General features: G+C 68.4%; 17 protein-coding genes and 1 other RNA gene. 11 read left to right on the forward strand and 7 right to left on the reverse strand.

Annotated features, from left to right (window positions below; all coding sequences use genetic code 11):
* Positions 1-265 precede the first annotated feature (265 nt).
* Complete coding sequence (locus ABE422_RS12715; RefSeq protein ID WP_346483103.1) at positions 266-2,266, forward strand: acyltransferase family protein; 2,001 nt, start codon at positions 266-268, stop codon at positions 2,264-2,266.
* Between the two features lie 48 nt (positions 2,267-2,314).
* Here the strand turns inward: ABE422_RS12715 and ABE422_RS12720 are convergent, their stop codons facing one another.
* From ABE422_RS12720 to ABE422_RS12735, 4 genes are read right to left on the reverse strand one after another with little or no spacing between them, the layout of a single operon-like run.
* Positions 2,315-3,706 carry an FAD-linked oxidase C-terminal domain-containing protein gene (locus ABE422_RS12720; protein WP_346466260.1) on the reverse strand — a complete coding sequence of 464 codons (1,392 nt, stop codon included), beginning with the start codon at positions 3,704-3,706 and terminating at the stop codon, positions 2,315-2,317.
* On the reverse strand, positions 3,706-4,245 hold the full coding sequence (locus tag ABE422_RS12725; protein ID WP_346483104.1) for a metal-dependent hydrolase: 540 nt from the start codon (positions 4,243-4,245) through the stop codon (positions 3,706-3,708). Before ABE422_RS12725 ends, ABE422_RS12720 begins: the two co-directional genes overlap by 1 nt.
* On the reverse strand, positions 4,245-4,613 hold the full coding sequence (locus tag ABE422_RS12730; RefSeq protein WP_346483137.1) for a YraN family protein: 369 nt from the start codon (positions 4,611-4,613) through the stop codon (positions 4,245-4,247). The genes ABE422_RS12725 and ABE422_RS12730 overlap by 1 nt, the downstream gene beginning before the upstream one ends.
* 5 nt (positions 4,614-4,618) lie before the next feature.
* On the reverse strand, positions 4,619-6,340 hold the full coding sequence (locus ABE422_RS12735) for a penicillin-binding protein activator (protein ID WP_313210249.1): 1,722 nt from the start codon (positions 6,338-6,340) through the stop codon (positions 4,619-4,621).
* A gap of 79 nt (positions 6,341-6,419) precedes the next feature.
* Here ABE422_RS12735 and rsmI point away from each other — a divergent pair, with 79 nt between their 5' ends.
* On the forward strand, positions 6,420-7,241 hold the full coding sequence (gene rsmI, locus ABE422_RS12740) for a 16S rRNA (cytidine(1402)-2'-O)-methyltransferase (protein WP_313219986.1): 822 nt from the start codon (positions 6,420-6,422) through the stop codon (positions 7,239-7,241).
* 354 nt (positions 7,242-7,595) lie between these two features.
* Here rsmI and rnpB read toward each other — a convergent pair.
* From rnpB to ABE422_RS12755, 3 genes are all read right to left on the reverse strand, one after another.
* An RNA gene (gene rnpB, locus ABE422_RS12745) (RNase P RNA component class A) lies at positions 7,596-7,946 on the reverse strand.
* 44 nt (positions 7,947-7,990) lie between these two features.
* On the reverse strand, positions 7,991-8,470 hold the full coding sequence (locus tag ABE422_RS12750; protein ID WP_313210244.1) for a DM13 domain-containing protein: 480 nt from the start codon (positions 8,468-8,470) through the stop codon (positions 7,991-7,993).
* A gap of 237 nt (positions 8,471-8,707) precedes the next feature.
* Positions 8,708-9,484, reverse strand: coding sequence for an NRDE family protein (locus tag ABE422_RS12755; protein WP_346483105.1), 777 nt, complete (start codon positions 9,482-9,484; stop codon positions 8,708-8,710).
* 324 nt (positions 9,485-9,808) lie between these two features.
* On the opposite strand from ABE422_RS12755, the gene mraZ reads away from it, so the two are divergent.
* From mraZ to murG, 9 genes are read left to right on the forward strand one after another with little or no spacing between them, the layout of a single operon-like run.
* On the forward strand, positions 9,809-10,255 hold the full coding sequence (mraZ, locus tag ABE422_RS12760) for a division/cell wall cluster transcriptional repressor MraZ (protein ID WP_019182494.1): 447 nt from the start codon (positions 9,809-9,811) through the stop codon (positions 10,253-10,255).
* Between the two features lie 14 nt (positions 10,256-10,269).
* Entirely contained in the window at positions 10,270-11,238 is a 969-nt protein-coding gene (rsmH, locus tag ABE422_RS12765; RefSeq protein ID WP_313219984.1) for a 16S rRNA (cytosine(1402)-N(4))-methyltransferase RsmH, read from the forward strand.
* Positions 11,235-11,498, forward strand: coding sequence for a cell division protein FtsL (ftsL, locus tag ABE422_RS12770; RefSeq protein ID WP_019182492.1), 264 nt, complete (start codon positions 11,235-11,237; stop codon positions 11,496-11,498). The genes rsmH and ftsL overlap by 4 nt, the downstream gene beginning before the upstream one ends.
* Positions 11,495-13,339, forward strand: a complete 1,845-nt coding sequence (locus ABE422_RS12775) for a penicillin-binding transpeptidase domain-containing protein (protein WP_121042695.1) — start codon at positions 11,495-11,497, stop codon at positions 13,337-13,339. Before ftsL ends, ABE422_RS12775 begins: the two co-directional genes overlap by 4 nt.
* The gene (locus ABE422_RS12780) at positions 13,336-14,817 is read left to right on the forward strand and encodes a UDP-N-acetylmuramoyl-L-alanyl-D-glutamate--2,6-diaminopimelate ligase (protein ID WP_313210235.1); all 1,482 of its coding nucleotides are present in this window, start codon (positions 13,336-13,338) and stop codon (positions 14,815-14,817) included. The genes ABE422_RS12775 and ABE422_RS12780 overlap by 4 nt, the downstream gene beginning before the upstream one ends.
* Positions 14,814-16,208 (forward strand): UDP-N-acetylmuramoyl-tripeptide--D-alanyl-D-alanine ligase, encoded by a 1,395-nt coding sequence (murF, locus tag ABE422_RS12785; RefSeq protein WP_346483106.1) that lies wholly within the window; start codon positions 14,814-14,816, stop codon positions 16,206-16,208. The genes ABE422_RS12780 and murF overlap by 4 nt, the downstream gene beginning before the upstream one ends.
* Entirely contained in the window at positions 16,198-17,283 is a 1,086-nt protein-coding gene (gene mraY / locus ABE422_RS12790; protein WP_088433957.1) for a phospho-N-acetylmuramoyl-pentapeptide-transferase, read from the forward strand. Before murF ends, mraY begins: the two co-directional genes overlap by 11 nt.
* Complete coding sequence (gene ftsW, locus ABE422_RS12795) at positions 17,283-18,611, forward strand: putative lipid II flippase FtsW (RefSeq protein ID WP_070471723.1); 1,329 nt, start codon at positions 17,283-17,285, stop codon at positions 18,609-18,611. Before mraY ends, ftsW begins: the two co-directional genes overlap by 1 nt.
* Positions 18,608-19,702: an undecaprenyldiphospho-muramoylpentapeptide beta-N-acetylglucosaminyltransferase gene (murG, locus tag ABE422_RS12800; protein WP_346483107.1), complete on the forward strand. Its 1,095-nt coding sequence runs from the start codon at positions 18,608-18,610 to the stop codon at positions 19,700-19,702. Before ftsW ends, murG begins: the two co-directional genes overlap by 4 nt.
* The last annotated feature ends 8 nt before the right edge of the window (positions 19,703-19,710 follow it).

The raw sequence follows: 19,710 nt of genomic DNA on the forward strand, positions 1-19,710 counted from the left end.
GCCCATGCGCGTGCTCACGTCCGGCATATCATCAGGCAAGCGCAACAACGCGCGATCAAACGGCGCACATGGTCTTGCGGTATCGCTGCGGCGCGTTCAAAGCGCTGGACCTATCGGCAACGCCGTGTCGTGCTACCCGCACCCCGGCGCCGATTGCACGCAACCCATACCGCAGCGTAACGACGACGCGTGCTGTCGCGTTTGCCCTTTGAACCGAATCCCACCTTGCCTTGATGCTGTGGTCCACCTTACTTCGGCTGCCCACATGCGCACGTCTGGATGCTCCCACAATCCCGCCATTGACGGCATGCGCGCGCTCGCCGTGCTGGCCGTCATCGTCTTCCATGTCGATGCCCTGCTGCTGCCGGGCGGCTTCACCGGTGTGGATCTGTTCTTCGTCATTTCAGGCTTCGTGATCAGCCAGTCCCTGGCTGCACGGGGTGACACGCCACCGGGCACGTTGCTGCTCGATTTCTACCGTCGCCGCGTGCTGCGCCTGTTGCCCGCGCTGCTGCTGATGCTGGTGGTCACGTTCGTGCTGTCGGCGTTGCTGATTCCGCGGGCATGGCGCAATGAACAGTTCGACCAGACCGGCATGGCCGCGCTGCTTGGCCTGAGCAATATCGTGCTGGCGGGGCAACAGGACAGCTACTTCTCGCCCGGTGTGGACCTCAATCCGTTCCTGCATACCTGGACATTGGGCGTGGAGGAACAGTTCTACCTGGTCTTTCCCGTGCTGTTCATCGCCTGGTTGCGCGGTCGCCAGCGCTTCCCTTCGTTGCGCTGGCTGCTTCCGGTCGTGTCGCTGGTGTCTCTGGTGTTGGCGGCATGGCAAAGCCGCGTTGCGCCCACTACTGCCTTCTATCTGCTGCCGGCGCGCTTCTGGGAACTGGCCGCTGGCGCGCTGCTGTATCAATGGATGACGGCCCGTGGCGGCGCGCCGCGCGGACGTTGGCTGGCATGGCCAGGGGTGGCGCTGTTGGGCGCAGGCGTGGTGCTGGCACCGTCGCTGCCGCTGCCATTCCCGGGGGTGGCCCTCACGGTGATCGGCACGCTGATGCTGCTTGCCGCGGTGTCCACCCAGGGTGCCGCCACGACCGGGTACGCGCGAATGCTGTCATGGGAGCCGTTGACCTACCTGGGCCGCATCTCGTACTCGCTCTACCTCTGGCATTGGCCGCTGCTGGTCCTGCTGCGTTGGACCTACGGCCTTCAGGGGGCTGTGCTGTGGCTGTACCCGATCCTGCTTCTGCTGGTGGCCTCGGCGTCCTACCGCTGGGTGGAAGTGCCGCTGCGCCGCGCCCCCGCGCTGGCTGCAAAGGCCCCCGCCAGGGTGCTCGCGATGGCGGTGCCGGTGGTGGCCGGCGCCGCGTTGCTGGCCTGGAGCATGGTGAACTTCCACGAGCAGATATCGCTCAGCAGCACCCGCGACGGCTACGCGTGGCAGGCACGCAAGTACCCGGCATGGCGGCCGCTTGACCCGGTGAACGCGCCCGGGCTGGCCGGCCGCCGCCTGTTCGTCGCCGGTGACTCGCATGCCGCCGCGTATCGCACCCTGACGTCGATGGTGGCGCGGCAGACCGGCATGGAGGTGCGCCAGGACGATCAGGGTGGGTGCGGCATCGTCAATCTGCTGCGCGCGGCCCCGGCCGACTGCCGGTCCTTCGCCGAGCGGGCGCTGTCCCGCATCGAGGCGCAGGCGCGACCGGGCGACATCGTGCTGCTGGCATCGCTGCGCATGCCCGAGCTGCGTGGCCGCGACTGGGGCAATGGCGATGCGGTGGTGTTCCAGCAGATGCTGGCAGAGCGCACGCCGTCCGATGCCGCCGCTGCGCGCGCCGAGGCGGAGGGGGTGCTGGACCGGCTGCAGCGGCTGGGCGTGCACGTGGTGGTGGATGCGCCGTTGCCGCTGTTCAAGGCGGGGGCGTATCGCTGCACGGACAGATTCAACCGGATGAATCCGGCCTGCGCCGGCGGGCTGGACATGGCGCGGGCCGACCTGGAGCTGCTGCGTGCACCGCAGCTGGAACTGCTGGCCGCGCTGAGCGACCGCTATCCGTCGTTGCACGTCTGGGATCCGCTACCGCTGTTGTGTGGTGCGCAGACGTGTTCGGCCATGGACGGTGACCAGCCGCTGTTCTTCGACAACGATCACCTGAGCGGTCACGGCAACCGCGTACTGCTGCCGGATTTCCGCACCACGCTGATCGACATCACCCAGCGCGGACCACGCACCGTAGAGCCGGGCTCTGCCCGGTTGCCGTAGAGCGGGGCGCCATCCGGCTGCCATCCGCGCCCGCGGCATGAACCCGCATCACCCCGGCGGCAGCACCTTGCCCGGGTTGAGGATGCCGTCCGGATCCAGCGCGTGCTTGATCGCCCGCATCGCCGCCAGCGTGGCGGGGGAGAAGGCCTGGGCCATGAAATCGCGCTTGGCCAGCCCGATGCCGTGCTCACCGGACAACGTGCCGCCGAGCGCCAAGGTCAGTTCAAAGATCTTCGGCAGCGCGGCATGCGCGCGTGCGTTCTCGTCGGCGTCGTCGGGGTGGTACAGGATGTTGACGTGCAGGTTGCCGTTGCCCGCATGGCCGAAGGTGACGATGGTCAGCGTGTACTCGCGCGCCAGCGCCTGCACGCCGGCCACCAGGTCCGGAATACGCGACACCGGCACCACCACGTCTTCGTTGATCTTGCCCGGGGCGATGCTGCGCAGCGCAGGCGACAGCGCCTTGCGCGCGGCCCAGAGTTTCTCGCGTGCGGCCCCTTCCATCGCCACGTCCAGCGCCAGCAGGCCGTCGCCCTCGGCAGCGGTGGCCAGTGCCTGCAGCAGGTAGGGCAGGGTGTCGTGGTCGCCGTCGGCTTCCACCAGCAGCATCGCACCGGCCTCGGGCACGTCGGCGCCATTGCGACGCAGCAGCGCCAGGCTGCGCGCGTCCATGAATTCCAGCCGCGTGGGCACCACCGGTTGTGCCATCAGGCGCGACACGGCTGCGGCGGCGGCATCCGCATCGCGGTACAGCACGCGCAACCCGGCCTGGGCGACCGGCAGCGGGGTGAGCTTGAGCGTGGCTTCCACGATCAGCGCCAGGGTGCCTTCGCTGCCGACCAGCAGGTGGGTGAGGTCGTAGCCGGTGGCGTCCTTGGTGTAAGCGCCGCCGCAGTGGATGAGGTCGCCTGCGCCGGTGACCGCCACCAGGCCGAGCACGTTGTCGCGGCTGGTGCCGTACTTCACGGCGCGCGGGCCACCGGCATTGCACGCCAGGTTGCCGCCGATGCTGCAGATGTCGGCGCTGGACGGGTCCGGTGCCCAGAACAGGCCGTGCGGCATCAGCGCCTGCTGCAGGTCGCCGTTGAGCACGCCCGGTTCGACCACCGCGCAGCGGTTGCCGGGCTGGATGGCGAGGATGCGCGCCATGCGCGCGAACGACAGCACGATGCTGCCGTTGACCGGTACCGCCGCGCCGGTGGTGCCGGTGCCCGCGCCGCGCGCCACCACGGCCACATGGTGCGTGCGGCAGGCGCGGACCAGCGCCACCACCTGCTCGCGGTCACGCGGAAACGCCACGCCGAGCGGCAGCTGGCTGCGCCAGGAGTTGTCCTGCGCATGGGCGGCCAGTGCCGCGTCATCGGTGCGCCACCCATCGTCGCCCAGCAGCGCATGCACGGTGGACAGGAAGGCGGCGGGCAGGGCGGGGGTGGTCGACATCAGGCGTTCCGGGAATTCACAGGGGCGCGTTGGATCAGCCTCCAGCCGATCACGGCGGCGGCCAGCGGCAACCACACCCAACGCACTTCAGACACAACGGTGGCCAGCCCGCGCGCGCTGAAGAACTGCCCGGCGAATGGCGACACACGGATCGGGCGCCACGGCGCGAACAACCGCTCGCCACTCCATGGCCACCACAGGGCAACCCCGAGACCGCCGGAGGTGAACGCGTCCAGCAGCGGGTGCGACAGGGCACTGATGCCAACGAATGCGGCGGCCTGCACTGCACTGGCGCGCAGGCGCGTATGCAGCAGGGCAGCGAGCACGGCCAGCACCGCGGCAAACACGATCGAATGACTGGCCCCGCGGTGGCCGAAGCTGTCGGCGTAGGGAATGTGCAGCGCGAAGGCCAGCACATCCGCGTCGGGCAGCATCGCCGCGACCACGCCAGCGGCCAGCAACGGGGTGGCGATGCGGCCGCGATCCGCGGCGCACCACAGCGCCAGCGGAATGGCGGCGTGGGTGAAGATGGAGGGCATCAGCAGTCGTCCAGCCGGAACGCGTCGCGCAGCCAGTTCAGCTGCGGGGGCTCGCCACTGGCTTCAACCACGTCGAAGCGGCAGGGCTGCTCGGCCAGCCAGGGATGGGACTGCAGAAACAGCTGCGCGGCGATCACCAGCTTGCGTCGCTTGCGCATGTCCACCGAAGCCGCGCCGCCGCCGAAGCGGGCAGTGGCGCGGTAGCGCACTTCCACGAACACGACGACATCGCCGTCGCGCATGATCAGGTCGATCTCGCCCCGGCGATACCGCGCGTTGGTGGTGACCGGGCGCAGCTCGGCCTGACGGAGATGGTGCTGCGCGGCGGCTTCCACCGCCGCACCGCGTACCGCGCGCCCGGTGGGCACGTGGCTCAGTTGCTGCTGGCGATCGGCATCGGCCGGCCGCCGCTGAAGGTCGACCATGCCGGCACCCGCAGTACGTTGCCGTTGCTGTCCAGGAACAGGGTGCCGGTGGCGCCGGCCAGGCCGCCTTCCGTCGCGACCTTGTCCAGGTAGGCGCTGATCTTCCAGGCATCGAAACCGAACGCGAACAGGCGACCGGAGGCACCACGCGCCGAGGGCAGGATCTGCCCGGCCGTGGAGGCGGCCGGCAGGCCGGGCACGCCACGCACGTTCCAGGCTTCGTTCGGATAGACGATGCCGTCCAGCGCCATGTCTTCTTCCGGCTTGCCGGCACCGACGGTCAGCTGCGAGGTGCCGACGCGGCTGGCGCCACCGGCACCCGCCAGCGCCAGCTGCGGGGTCAGTGCACGCGCCTGCGGCGCCTTCACTGCCAGCAACACACCGTCGATGGCGCCGGCCGCACGCACCTGCGCGCCAATGTCGCCGACCGTGTCGCTGACGCCGATGGTGGCCACCACCTGACCACCGCGCTGCGCGAAGCGCTCACGGAAGGCGGCGGCGGCACGGCGACCGTTGTCATCATTGCTGTGGATCACCAGCACCTTGCTGCGCTCGCGGCCGCGCAGGTACTCGGCGGCGATGATGCCGTCGTCTTCCGGGGCCAGCGAGAAACCGGCGCTGCCCGCCGGCGGGGTGTCCTTGCCGCGGTTCAGGGCCAGCACCGGCACCGGCAGTTCGCGGCGGCCGAACACGGCATCCACTTCATCGCGGCCGAGCGGGCCGACGATGAAATCGGCACCGGCGGTCACCGCCTTGTCGTAGGCGGCCACGGCACCGGCGGCGGTACCGGCGGTGTCGATGAACTGGATGTCCGGACGGCGGCGGGTTTCACCGTAGTAACCGCTGAGCAGGCCATCGCGGACCGGCTGCGCGGCGGTGGCCAGGCGGCCACTGAGCGGCAGCAGCACGGCCATCTTCACGGGCGGACGATAGCCATCGCTCATCGCCGGCGGGCGCTTGCTGGTATCGAACTGCGAGGCGCCTTCGCGATCGAACGGACGCGGCAGCGGCAGGCCACGGGCGATCAGCGCACGGCCGGCGAAGTTGTACAGCGGCTCGTTGGCCGGCAGTGCCGCCGCGCGGGCGCGCAGGGTGGCATCGTCCAGCGTGCCAAGCAGGCCGGCGATGGCCTGCTGGTTGTCGCTGCGCGCCTTACCGGAGAGCGCGGCGTGCGCACGGGCGCGCTCAAGCGCGGCGCCGAGGTTGTCGCCGGTGGCCTGCAGTGCGTTGGCGCGCGCCAACTGCCAGCGGGTACGCAGCGAGGGGGTGACCGCGTCGGCCGATTCTTTCAGTGCGGCCAGCGCCTGTGCCGGCTGCTTGTCGGCCAGCGCGAGTTCGGCCGTGGTCAGCTGGTAGCGCTGGAGGCTGGCGCCGCTGAGCTGGCGCGCAGTGACCTGGGCCAGCAGCGTGCGGGCGCGGGTGGCATCGCCGGCTTCGTGCCAGGCAAAGGCGGCATCGGCCAGGGCGGCGCTGCGGGCACTGCCGCGCAGGGTGTTGGCCAGGGCTTCCAGCTGGACCGCCGCATCGCGCGGCTTGCCCTGCTCGATCAGCGCCAGGGCCTGGCTCTGGGCCGGCGAATCCGGCGCACTGGTGAAGCTGGTCGTGGCGCAGCCGGCAAGCAGCATCAGCGACAACGAAAGGGCGGAGATCCGTACGACGGGCTTGTTCATGATCAGGTCCATTCGATGGGGGCAGCGGCCGTGGCCGGGGAACGGTACGATTCTACCCTTGACCACGGAAGAGCCGCTGATGAGTGCTGTCCCCACGCTGTATGTCGTTGCCACCCCGATCGGCAACCTCGCCGATCTGACACCGCGCGCGCAGGACGTGCTGCGTTCGGTGGCCGCGATCTGCGCCGAGGACACCCGCCGCAGCGGCCAGCTGCTGGCCCACTTCGGCATCCAGCAGCCGTTGGTGGCGCTGCATGACCACAATGAAGAAGCGTTGTCGCAGCGGATCGTGGCGCGCCTGTTGGCCGGGGAGTCGCTGGCACTGGTCAGTGATGCCGGTACCCCGCTGGTCAGCGACCCGGGCTACCGGCTGGTGCGCGCCGCGCGGGAAGCCGGGATCAAGGTCAGCCCGATTCCCGGTGCCTGTGCGGCGATCGCGGCGCTCAGCGTGGCCGGCCTGCCCAGCGATCGCTTCACCTTCGAGGGCTTCCTGCCGGCCAAGGCCTCCGGCCGCCGCGAGCGGCTCCATGCGCTGGCCGGTGAAACCCGCACGCTGGTGTTCTACGAATCCTCGCACCGGATCACCGAATCGCTGGCGGACATGGTCGCCGCGTTCGGGCCCGAGCGGCCCGCGGTGCTGGCGCGTGAGCTGACCAAGCTGTTTGAGACCGTGCTGGATGGTGATCTGGCCTCGCTGCTGCAGCAGGTCGAGGCGGACGACAACCAGCGCAAGGGCGAATTCGTGGTGATGGTGCAGGGCGCGGCCGACGATGAGGAGGCTCAGTTGGCCGCCGGCCGCCGCATGTACGCCAAGCTCAGCGAACACCTCCCGCCGTCCACCGCAGCCAAGCTCGCCGCCGAACTCACCGGTGCCCCCAGAAAAGCCCTGTACGGCGGTTGATCGGCCGGTCGCGCCACCCCACGGGTGGCTGCACGCGGTGCCAGAGAAGGTAGAGCCACCCCATGGGTGGCTGCACGCGGTGCCAGAACGTGAGGCAGCCACCCATGGGGTGGCTCTACCGCGCGTGCAGATTGAATGCCGGCCCACGCCAACCGTCTGGAGGCACAGCCCCCTTTAGTAAAGGGGGCGCGGCGAAAGGAATCGCAGGAGCGATTCCTAACGTTGAATCGCAACGGCCCGGAGGGCGCCCGCCAGGACGGCGGGCGTACAGCCGCGGGGAATTGGGCGCTGGTGGCCCGGGGGCCAAGGTTTGCGCTGCAAACCTTGGGGATTTTTTCGTCATGACGAAAAAAGCGGCGGAGCCGGCCGATAAGCCGGGTTTTGTCGTGGACAGTCATTCCTCTAGGCGCTACGTCACCGCAGCGCTCAAGCAACCTACCCGGACCCGACGCGGGCCACGCCATTAGGTCCCTATTTGGTCTTGCTCCAGGTGGGGTTTGCCGTGCCGGTCTGTTGCCAGACTCGCGGTGCGCTCTTACCGCACCATTTCACCCTTACCGGCTTCCCGAAGGAAACGTAGGCGGTATCTTTCTGTTGCACTTTCCGTCGGCTTGCGCCGCCCAGGCGTTACCTGGCACCTTGCCCTATGGAGCCCGGACTTTCCTCGGCATCCGCAAGGGATGACGCGACTGTCTGGCCGACTCCGCCGCGCGCATTGTCCCACATCCCGGCATGCGGAGGGCGGGCGATCACCCCGGTGTTCGATACTGCCCGGCCGAGATGAACTGCGCGAAGCGTTCGCACCACACCACCACGGTGGTGAATTCCTCGACATCCACGCCCGGTGGCACATCGACCAGGAATCGGTTGAAGGTCTTCACCTCGCCGATCCGCACGGCATCGGTCTTGATCCGTTCAAAGCCGGCCTTGGTATCGACGAACTCGCGGGTCAGATACACCTTGTAGTCGGGCCCCGGGGCGATCTTGCCGGTGAACGCGACCTGGGTGGCGCTCACGCTCAGTGCGCCGTCGGCCCAGTGCAGCGCGTCGCTGCCTTTCTGGTCGCGGTGGAAGGTGGCGTGGTAGCGGGCCTGTCCCATCGCGTCCTGTACCTGTTGCACCGGCGGATCGTCGGGGGCGGTCAGGATCGGCAGGAAGTACACGCCCAGGCCGAAGCCCACGCCAAGGACCAGCAGATGGCTGGCCAATAGAAAGAGGATGCGTCGCATGCAGGTCTCGGGTCCGAAGAGGGCGCGGCGAAGGTGCCGTCCGCCTCATCCTCGTCGCGGGGTGTCCGGGGTCAAGCCACGGCCGATGCCGGCGCCGGCCGTGGCCGGCGCCCGCCCGGGTCCAGCCCGGCGTCATGGCCTGAAATCCGTTGCGGCGCAACGCGTTAAACTTCGGTGAACACCTTCAATCGCGGCTGAAGTGCCCCGTCGCACACCGGCGAAAACGGGCTCGTCGCGTCATATCCCCGCAGCCGGCGCCGTAACCGCCAGCCGCGTATCGCCGATGCAGCTGCCGTCCGGCCCGAACCGGCGCTCGTGGATGAAACCCTGGCCGTCGGCATCCAGCGCGATCAGCGTGCTGGCGCGGGTGCCGTACTCCGGGCTGCGGATGAACGCTGCGCTCAGCCAGCGCTCGCGTTCGAGGCCGATGCCGGTGTCGGGCAGGGCGCTGTCGTCGGCCCGGGTTTCATCGGCCAGCGCCGCCCACAGCGGGCCCAGGTCGTCGCTGCCGCTGGTGATCCAGCCCTGCAGGGCGGCGTTCAAGCGCTCCGTCTTGGGCCACGGGGCATCCAGCGGCCCGTTGGACATGCCATGGACGCCGGGCGCCAACGCCTGCCGGCCCGCCGGGTGGTTGCCCAGGAACTGGCAGCTGTTGCGATCGGCCAGCAGCAGGTTGAACGGGGCGAAGTCGGCGGCGCGGGCGGTCAGCCCATCGGCGAAGCGGGCGGCCGGGGCGGTGTCACGCAGGTAGTCGGCTACCAGGGCCCCGCGTGAGGGGCCGGTCTGCCGGGCCAGCGGGTCGCGCACGTTGGTCACCACCGCCATCCGTCCGTCCGCACCGATCCCGGCCCAGGTCCCGCCCGAGCGCAGGTCGCGGCCTGCGGCCACCCCGTCATCCGGAGGGGGCCACCGGGCCAGGGCGGCGGTCGGCCGCGCGTGGAACTCATCGCGGTTACCGACCATCACCAACTGCCAGCGGGGGTGGGTTTTCCAGGCAAGGGCGAGCAGACACATGCCTCACATTGTGCCGGTTCTGCGCAGGGCGGAGGCGATGGCGGCCGGGTCAGGACTGAATACGGGGCGATGTTTCACGCGGCCTCCACAGGCCTGAACTTCGGCGAAATCTCAAAAAATGAGACGAAACAGCAACTTGTGGATAAGCCTTGAACAAGTCTCTAAACATTGCTGCAAGCCCTTGATGTTCAAAGTGATTTCCCCTTCGCAAAGTTGTTGACAACCCAATCGGCACTGCTAAGGTGGGCATCAGAGGGGAAACCGGGTTTTTTGTGGTTTTTCGTGGTTCAATGTTTCACCAGGCGAAGGAAAGGTGAAAACGTCGTGTTTCAAGGCGAGACGGCCATCACTGTTGACGACAAAGGGCGCATGGCGGTTCCGACCGCGCATCGCGACCTTGTCGCGCGTGTGAGCAACAACCGTCTGGTCCTGACCTACAACCCGTTCGAGTCCGGCTGTCTGTGGCTGTACGCCGAACAGGAATGGGAACGCGTCCGTGATGACGTCATGTCCAAGCCCAACACACAGCGCGTCGTGCGCCTCCTGCAACAGAAGCTGGTCGGTTCGGCCGCGCATCTGGAGCTGGACGGCAACGGCCGCATCAGTATTCCCGCCAGCCACCGTGGTGCCGTTGGCATTGAAAAGAAGGCGGTGCTGCTCGGTATGGGCGACAAATTCGAATTGTGGAGCGAGCAGGCTCATCGCGCGTTGATCCAGCAGACGTTGTCTGACGAGGATCTCGGCGATGGGTTGCTCGACCTGAAGTTGTGAGCCGGGGTGCCCGGATGCGCGGAGCAGCGCAGGCCGGTCACCTTCCGGTGTCGCAGTCGCCGGCAGGCCACCTGCCGGTCCTGTACACGCAGGTCCTGGATGGCCTGAAGGTGATCGAAAACGGCGTGTATCTCGATGGCACGTTCGGTCGTGGCGGTCACGCCAGGGGCGTGCTCGAGCAACTCGGTCCGGGAGGCCGACTGCTGGTCATGGACAAGGATCCGGAGGCGATTGCGGTAGCCGAGCGTGATTTCGCGCCGGACCCGCGCGTCTCGATCTTCCGTGGCAGCTTTGCTGATCTGCTGCACTGGGATGCCACCGCGCAGGGCCTGGATGGCGTGCTGTTCGACCTGGGCGTGTCCTCGCCCCAGCTGGATGTCGCCGAGCGCGGTTTCAGCTTCGGCAAGGACGGCCCGCTGGACATGCGCATGGACCCGGATAGCGGTGAAAGTGCGGCGCAGTGGCTCAACCGCGTTGAAGAGCGCGAGTTGATGGACGTGCTGTGGACCTACGGCGAAGAACGCCAGGGCCGCCGCATCGCCAAGGCCATCGTCGCCCGCCGCGACAAGCAACCCTTCACCCGCACCGCCGAGCTGGCGGAGGTGATCGCCTCGGTGATGCCGCGTGGCAAGGACAAGATCCACCCGGCCACGCGCAGCTTCCAGGCGATCCGCATCCATATCAACCGCGAACTGGCCGACCTCGAGGCGGGCCTGGAGGCGGCGATGGCGCGGCTCAAGCCCGGTGGCCGGCTGGCGGTGATCAGCTTCCATTCGCTGGAAGACCGCATCGTCAAACAGTTCATGAACCGCTACGCCAAGGCACCGCCGAGCAACCGCCGGTTGCCCGAGCTGGCTGCCTTCGTGCCGACGCTGGACCTGCACGGTGGCGCCATCAAGGCCGAAGACGACGAGCTGGCGGTCAATCCGCGCTCGCGCAGTGCCGTGCTGCGCGTCGCCGAAAAGCGTGAGGTGGCCGGATGAGCCGCCTGCTGTTGATCGTGCTGCTGGCCTGCACCGTCGCCTCGGCGATCGGTGTGGTGTTCATGCGCCATCGCCACCGCCAGACCTTCGTGGAGCTGTCCCGGGTCGAGCGTGCGCGCGATGAGATCAACATCGAGTTCGGTCGCCTGCAGCTTGAGCAGGCCACCCTGGCCGAGGCGACCCGGGTCGACCGCGTCGCCCGCGAGCGCCTGGGCATGAAGTTCCCCGAAGCGGCCGATGTCGTGGTGATCCGGCCATGAACAAGTCCGGCCGCAACCGTGCGCGCAACAGCTTCAACCTCCGCCAGCGCCTGAAGTGGGTGGGGCTGGCGCTGGGCCTGTGCTCGGTCTCGCTGGTCGGCCGCGCCGCCTACGTGCAGATCATCAACAGCGAGTTCTACCAGCGCCAGGGCGAAGCTCGTTACCTGCGCGAACTGCCGATCAACACCTCGCGCGGCATGATCACCGACCGCAATGGCGAGCCGGTCGCGGTGTCCACCCCGGTCGCCTCGATCTGGGTCAACCCGCAGGAACTGCTGCGCTCGCCCGACCGTATCCCCGAGCTGGCGACCGCGCTGGGCATGCCGCTGGATGAGCTGACCTCCAAGCTTTCGCAGAAGGCCGATAAAGAATTCATGTATCTGCGCCGCCGGATCAATCCGGACGACGCGGAAAAAGTGGTCGCGATGAAGATCCCGGGCGTGGCCTCGCAGCGCGAGTTCCGCCGCTTCTACCCGCAGGGTGAGGCGATGGCGCACGTGCTCGGCTTCACCAACATCGACGACCGCGGCCAGGAAGGGCTGGAGCTGGCCTTCGACGAATGGCTGCGCGGCAAGGCCGGCGCCAAGCGTGTGATCCGCAACCGCAAGGGCGACACGGTGGAGAGCGATCTGCTGCGTGCCGCCGAGCCGGGCAAGGACCTCACTCTCAGCATCGACCGCCGCATCCAGTTCCTGGCCTTCAAGGAGCTGCGCAACGCGCTGATCGAAAACAAGGCCGCGGGCGGCTCGATGGTGATCATGGATGTGGCCACCGGCGAGATCCTGGCCATGGTCAACCTGCCGACCTACAACCCCAATGCCGTGGGTGGCGCTGCGCCGGACACCCGCCGCAACCGCGCGGTGACCGATCTGGTCGAGCCGGGTTCGACCATGAAGCCGCTGACCATCGCCTCGGCGCTGCAGTCCGGCGTGGTCACCAAAGACACCACGGTGGACACCAACCCGGGCTACATGGCGCTGGGCCGCTACACGATCAAGGACGTGCCGCGGAACAATGGCGTGCTCAACGTCACCGGCGTGATCACCCGCAGCTCGAACATCGGCGCGGCCAAGATCGCCGCCAAGATGCCGGACCAGGTCTTCTACGACCACATTCACAGCTTCGGTTATGGCGTCGCCCCGCACAGCGGCTTCCCGGGCGAATCGGCCGGCGTGCTGCCGCGCCCGGCGCGCTGGAGTGGTCCGTCCAAGACCACCATGTCCTATGGCTACGGCCTGAATGTCAGCCCGCTGCAGATCGCGACCGCCTACTCGGCGCTGGGCAACGGCGGCAAGCTGATCGCGCCGACCTTCGTCAAGGGCCAGCGCAACGAAGGCAAGCAGATCATCGACGAGAAGATCGCCAAGGAAGTCGTGGCGATGATGGAAACCGTGGTCACCCAGGGCGGCGCCAAGCAGGCGGCGGTGCTGGGTTACCACGTGGCCGGCAAGACCGGCACCGCCCGCAAGGCCGGCCCCGGCGGTTACGAGCGTGGCCATTACAACGCGCTGTTCGCCGGCGTGGTGCCCGCCACCAACCCGCGCTTCGCCACGGTGATCGTCATCAACGACCCGCAGGGCGGCAAGTATTACGGCGGCCTGGTCTCCGCACCGGTGTTCCACAACGTCATGGAAGGCGCGCTGCGCCTGATGGACGTGCCGCCGGATGACATCGAGTCGTGGCTGGCCGCCCAGCAGTCCGGAAAGATGGGCCACTCGGCCTCGGTGCTGCCGATGCCGCCGCCGGAAACGGTGATCGCGCCCGATGCCGCCGCAGAATTCGATGCCGCGCTGCCCAGCGCGCACGCCACAGTGCCGCCCGCGCAGGGAGGCACGCAATGAGCCAGATGATGTTGCTGTCGCAGTTGCTTCCCGATGTGGTGCTGAGCCACGACCCGACCATCACCGGCCTGGTGCTGGACAGCCGCGCGGTGCGCCCGGGCAATGCCTTCGTGGCGATCGCCGGCTTCGGCGCGCACGGGCTGGGCTTTGTCGATCAGGCCCGCGCCAATGGCGCCGGGGCGATCCTGTTCGACCCGCCGGCCCCGGCCGAGCTGCCGGCCCCGGCCGATGCGATTGCCGTGCCGGGCCTGCGCCACCGCATGGGCGCGATGGCCGATCAGTTCCACGGCCACCCCTCGCGCGCGATGACGATGGTCGGCGTGACCGGCACCAACGGTAAAACGTCCACCGTGCAGTTGCTGGCCCAGGCCTGGCACCTGCTCGGCACCCGCAGCGGCAGTATCGGCACGTTGGGCGTCGGACTGTATGGCGACGTGGTGCCGACCGGCTTCACCACGCCGCTGGTGCTGCAGATGCATGAGGTGCTGGCGCAGCTGCGCGACGGGGGTGCCCAGGCCGTGGCGATGGAAGTCAGCTCGCACGCGCTTGATCAGGGCCGCGTGGATGCCGTGCATTACGACGTGGCGGTGTTCACCAATCTCACCCGCGACCATCTCGACTATCACGGCGACATGGCGCAGTACGGCGCGGCCAAGGCCAGGCTGTTCCACCGCGACGGGCTCAAGGCCGCCGTGGTCAACCTCGATGACAGCTTCGGCAGCGAACTGCTGCGCACTGTCGGTGAGAGCGTCCGCCCGATCGGCGTGAGCTCGCGCGGTGCCGCGCAGGCCACCGTACGCGCTGATTCGCTCACCCTGGACGGTCGCGGCATCGCCTTCGATCTGGTCGTGGACGGTCAGCGCCATCCGGTGCAGTCGCCGCTGCTCGGCCGCTTCAACGTGGACAACCTGCTGGCCGTGGCCGGTGCGCTGCATGCGCTGGATCACGCCCCGGCCGCGATCGCCGCGCTGCTCTCGCAGCTGCAGCCGATCGCCGGGCGCATGAACCGCCTGGGCGGCGAGGGTGGCCTGCCCACCGTCGTGGTCGATTACGCGCACACCCCGGATGCGCTGGAACAGGCACTGACCAGCGTGCAGGGCCATCTGGCCGGGCGCCTGATCTGCGTGTTCGGCTGCGGCGGCGAGCGCGATACCGGCAAGCGCCCGCAGATGGCCGCCATCGCGGAGCAACATGCCGACGTGGTGATCGTCACCGACGACAATCCACGCGGCGAAGACGGCGACGTGATCGTGGCCGACATCCTCAAGGGATTTGACGCACCCGCTGCCGTCACTGTGCAGCGCGACCGCGCCGCCGCGATTGCCACCGCGATCGGCCAGGCCGGCGCGGGCGATATCGTGCTGATCGCCGGCAAGGGCCACGAGCCCTATCAGGAGATCCACGGGGTCCAGCACGCCTTCGATGACACCGAGGTGGCCGGCCGTGTGCTGGCCGCGCGCGCGGGGGTGACTACATGAAGCGCACCCCGCTGTCGCTGATCGCCCACTGGGCCGGTGGCGAGATCCATGGCGAAGACACCGCCATCGATGCCATCAGCAATGACACCCGTACGCTCGCGCCCGGCAGCCTGTATGTGGCGCTGCGGGGCGAGCGTTTCGATGGCCATGACTTCGCGGCCGACGCGCTGGCACGCGGTGCCTCGGCGATGCTGGTCGAACGCCTGCTTGATGTCGCCCTGCCGCAGATCGTGGTCGCCGACAGCGAACACGCCCTGGGCCGCATCGCCGCCGGCATGCAGCGTGACCGCGACACCGCGGTCTTCGCCATCACCGGCAGCAACGGCAAGACCAGCGTCAAGAGCCTGCTGCTGGCGATCCTGGAACAGGTGGCACGTGACGACCGCAAGGTGGTCTACGCCAACCCCGGCAACCGCAACAACGAGATCGGCCTGCCGCTGGCAGTGCTCGATGCGCCGGAAGATGCCGACTACGCCGTCTACGAGATGGGCGCCGGCAAGCCGGGCGACATCGCCTACCTCACCGAGATCGTGCGCCCGCACTACGCGCTGGTGAACAACATCGCCCCGGCGCATCTGGAACGCATGGGCAGCCTGCAGGGCGTGGCCACCACCAAGGGCGCGATCTACGCGGCGCTGCCGTCCGATGGCGTGGCCGTGATCAATGCCGATGACGCCTTCGGGATCTGGTTCGAACAGCACATCGTCGGCCAGCCGCCGCGTTGCCGCGTGCTGCGCTACGGCCTGGAGCACACCGCCGATGTCACCGCGCGTGCGATCCGCCCGGCCGCGCAGGGCAGCCAGTTCGTGCTGTCCACGCCCGCGGGCGACGCCGAGATCACGCTGGGCCTGCCGGGCCGGCACAACATCAGCAATGCGCTGGCCGCCGCCTCGCTGGCGCTGGCCGCGGGCATTGCGGTGGCGCAGATCGCTGCCGGCCTGGCCCGCGCCGAGCCGGTGCCGGGCCGCCAGATCGCGCACCAGCTGCCCAGCGGCGCGGTGCTGATCGATGACAGTTACAACGCCAACCCGGGTTCGCTCGCCGCCGCCATCGATGCCCTGGCTGCCTCGAAGGACGAGGGCTGGCTGGTACTGGGCGACATGCGCGAGCTCGGCCCGGACGGCGAGGCGCTGCATGCCCAGGCTGGCCGCCGCGCCTGCGATGCCGGCCTGAAGCGGCTGTACACGCTCGGCCCGCTGAGCGCCGCCGCCTCGACCGCCTTCGGTGAAGGCGGCCAACAGTTCCAGAGTCACCAGGCCCTGGCCGCCGCGCTCGCCACCGAACTGCATGCCGGCGTGCGCTGCCTGGTCAAGGGCTCGCGTGGCAGCGCCATGGACACGATCGTCAAAGCGCTGCTCGCGCAAGGAGAGGAAACCCCCAATGTTGCTTGAACTGGCCCGATGGCTGCAGCAGTTGGAGAGCCTGTTCGGGCTGTTCGGCTACCTGACCCTGCGCGGCATCCTCGCGGCGCTGACCGCCCTGTTCCTGTCGCTGTGGCTCGGCCCGGCGATGATCCGCAAGCTGGCCCAGTTCAAGGGCGGCCAGCCGATCCGTACGGATGGTCCGCAGACCCATTTCGCCAAGGCCGGCACGCCGACCATGGGCGGCTCGCTGATCCTGCTGACGATCACGCTGTCGGTGCTGCTGTGGGCCGACCTGCGCAACCGTTACGTCTGGCTGGTGCTGGCGGTGATGCTGTGCTTTGGCGCGATCGGCTGGTACGACGACTGGATCAAGATCGTCCGCCGCGACCCGAACGGCCTGAAGTCGCGCTGGAAATACCTGCTGCAGTCGATCTTCGGTCTGGCGGCCGGTCTGTTCCTGTTCTACACCGCCGATGTGCCGGCGGCGATGACGTTCTACATCCCGATGTTCAAATCGATCGCGCTGCCGCTGGCCGGCATCAGCTTCGTGGCCATCGCGTATTTCTGGATCGTCGGATTCTCCAACGCGGTCAACCTGACCGACGGCCTGGACGGGTTGGCGATCATGCCGACGGTGCTGGTCGCCTGCGCCCTGGGCGTGTTCGCCTATGCCTCGGGCAACGTGGTGTTCTCCAGCTACCTGCAGATCCCGCAGATTCCGGGCGCTGGTGAGCTGGTCATCATCTGCGCGGCGATCGCCGGCGCAGGCCTGGGCTTCCTCTGGTTCAACACCTATCCGGCCATGGTCTTCATGGGCGACATCGGCGCGCTGGCGCTGGGTGCGGTGCTGGGCACGATCGCGGTGATCACCCGCCAGGAGCTGGTGCTGGTGGTGATGGGCGGCGTGTTCGTGATCGAGACGCTGTCGGTGATGATCCAGGTCGCCTCGTTCAAGCTGACCGGCAAGCGCGTATTCCGCATGGCACCGATCCACCACCACTTCGAACTGAAGGGCTGGCCGGAGCCGCGCGTGATCGTGCGCTTCTGGATCATCTCGGTCGTGCTGGTGCTGATCGGCCTGGCCACGTTGAAGGTCCGCTGATGAACGACCTGTCGCGCCAGGCAACCCGCCTTGAAGCCATCGGAGGCCACTTCGACAAGTGGCTGCTGGGCGCGATCATCGCGCTCACCGGGCTGGGCGTGGTGATGGTCGCGTCGAGCTCGATCGCGCTGATGAGCAGCCCGTTCTATTACCTCAACCGCCACCTGATCTTCCTGGCGGTGGGTATCGGCCTGGCAATCATCGCTATGCGCACCGAGCTCAAGAGCATCGAGCAGTACAACCAGATCCTGCTGCTGGGCTGCTTCGCGCTGCTGGTGGTGGTGTTCATCCCAGGCCTGGGCAGCAGCGTCAACGGTGCCCGCCGCTGGATCAACCTGGGTATTTCCAAGTTCCAGACCGTCGAAGCGGTGAAGGTGCTCTACATCGTGTGGCTGTCCAGCTACCTGGTCCGCTTCCGCGATGAGGTCAACGCCACCTGGCCGGCAATGCTCAAGCCGCTGGGCGTGGCCGGCGCGCTGGTGGTGCTGTTGCTGCTGCAGCCGGACTTCGGCTCGTCCACGCTGCTGCTGGCGATCACCGCCGGCATGCTGGTGCTGGGCGGGGTCAACATGCCGCGCATGTCCATGCCGGTGATCATCGGCATGGTCGGCATGAGCGCGCTGGCGATCATCGAACCGTACCGCATGCGCCGCATCACCTCCTTCCTGGACCCGTGGGCCGATCAGCAGGGCGACGGTTACCAGCTGTCCAACGCGCTGATGGCCGTGGGCCGTGGCGAGTGGACCGGCGTGGGCCTGGGCAACTCGGTGCAGAAGCTCTATTACCTGCCCGAAGCGCATACCGATTTCATCTTCTCGGTCACCGCCGAGGAGCTGGGCTTCCTTGGCACCTGCCTGATCATTTCGCTGTATGCGCTGCTGGTCGGCCGCACCTTCTGGCTGGGCATGCGCTGCGTGGAAATGAAGCGCCACTTCTCCGGCTACATCGCCTTCGGCATCGGCCTGTGGATCAGCATGCAGAGCTTCGTCTCGATCGGGGTCAACCTCGGCATCCTGCCGACCAAGGGCCTGACCCTGCCGCTGATTTCCTCGGGCGGCTCGAGTGTGCTGATGACCTGCGTGGCGATGGGCCTGCTGCTGCGCGTCTCCTATGAACTGGACCGCGCCGAGCGCCGCCAGGCCGTGCGCATGGGCGCCGACCAGGAAGGCCCGCTGCCGGGCGACGTGCCCAAGGCCGACAGCGCCAGCGCGGTCGCCGCGGCGATGCAGGACAGCGGCAACCGCGATGCCGCACCGCGCGACAGCGCCACCCGTGGCACCAGCCGCATGCAGCAACGCATCGAACCGACGCTGGGGAGGATGGGATGAGCACGCCTCGCCTCGATCCGTCCCAGCGCCCGGTCATGATCATGGCCGGCGGTACCGGTGGGCACATCTTCCCCGGCCTGGCCGTGGCCAAGGTGCTGCGCGAACGCGGCGTGCCGGTCACCTGGCTCGGTGCCGATGGCGCGATGGAAACGCGCCTGGTGCCGCAGCACGATATCCACATCGATACGCTCGCCATCGGTGGCCTGCGCGGCAAGGGCAAGCTGGCCCTGATCGGCGCACCGCTGCGGCTGCTGCGCGCGATCCGCGCGGCCGGCTTCCTGATCCGCGATCGCCAGCCGCGGGCGGTGATCGCCTTCGGTGGCTTCGCCTCCGGCCCCGGCGGTATCGCCGCGCGCCTGCATGGCCTGCCGTTGCTGGTGCACGAACAGAACCGCGCACCGGGCATGACCAACCGCGTGCTGTCGCGCTTCGCGCGCCGCGTGCTGGCCGGTTTCCCGGGAAGCTTCGCCAAGCGTGAGGAAGCGGTCGGCAACCCGGTGCGCGCCGAGATCGCCGCGATCACGCCGCCCGAGCTGCGCCTGGCCAACCGTCAGGGCCCGCTGCGCCTGCTGGTCCTCGGTGGCAGCCAGGGGGCACGCGTGCTCAACAATGCGGTGCCCAAGGCACTGGCTGCGCTGGGCGCCGGCCTGCCGGTGCAGGTGCGCCACCAGAGCGGCGAGAAGCTGCATGCCGAGGCGCTGCAGGCGTATGCCGATGCCAGCGTGCAGGCAAGCGTGGAACCCTTCATTGCCGATATGGCCGAGGCGTTCGCCTGGGCCGATCTGGTGGTGTGCCGCTCCGGCGCCTCCACCCTGGCCGAGCTGTGCGCGGTCGGCGTGGGCAGCGTGCTGGTGCCGTTCGCCGCGGCCGTCGACGATCACCAGACCCGCAATGCGGAGTATCTGGTCGAGCGCGGCGCCGCTGTGTTGCTGAAGCAGGATGAAACGCTGGCGACGCAGCTGGAAGGCGTGTTGCGCGATTTGTCCGAAAATTCCGCCCGACGCATGCAGATGGCCAATGCCGCGCGTGCCCTGGCCAAGGTCGATGCCGCTGAGCGCATCGCCGACATCATTCTCGAGGAATCCAAATGAACACCGCT

The sequence above is a fragment of the Stenotrophomonas sp. TWI1151 genome, from assembly GCF_039673135.1.
In the GTDB taxonomy this organism is placed as follows: domain Bacteria; phylum Pseudomonadota; class Gammaproteobacteria; order Xanthomonadales; family Xanthomonadaceae; genus Stenotrophomonas.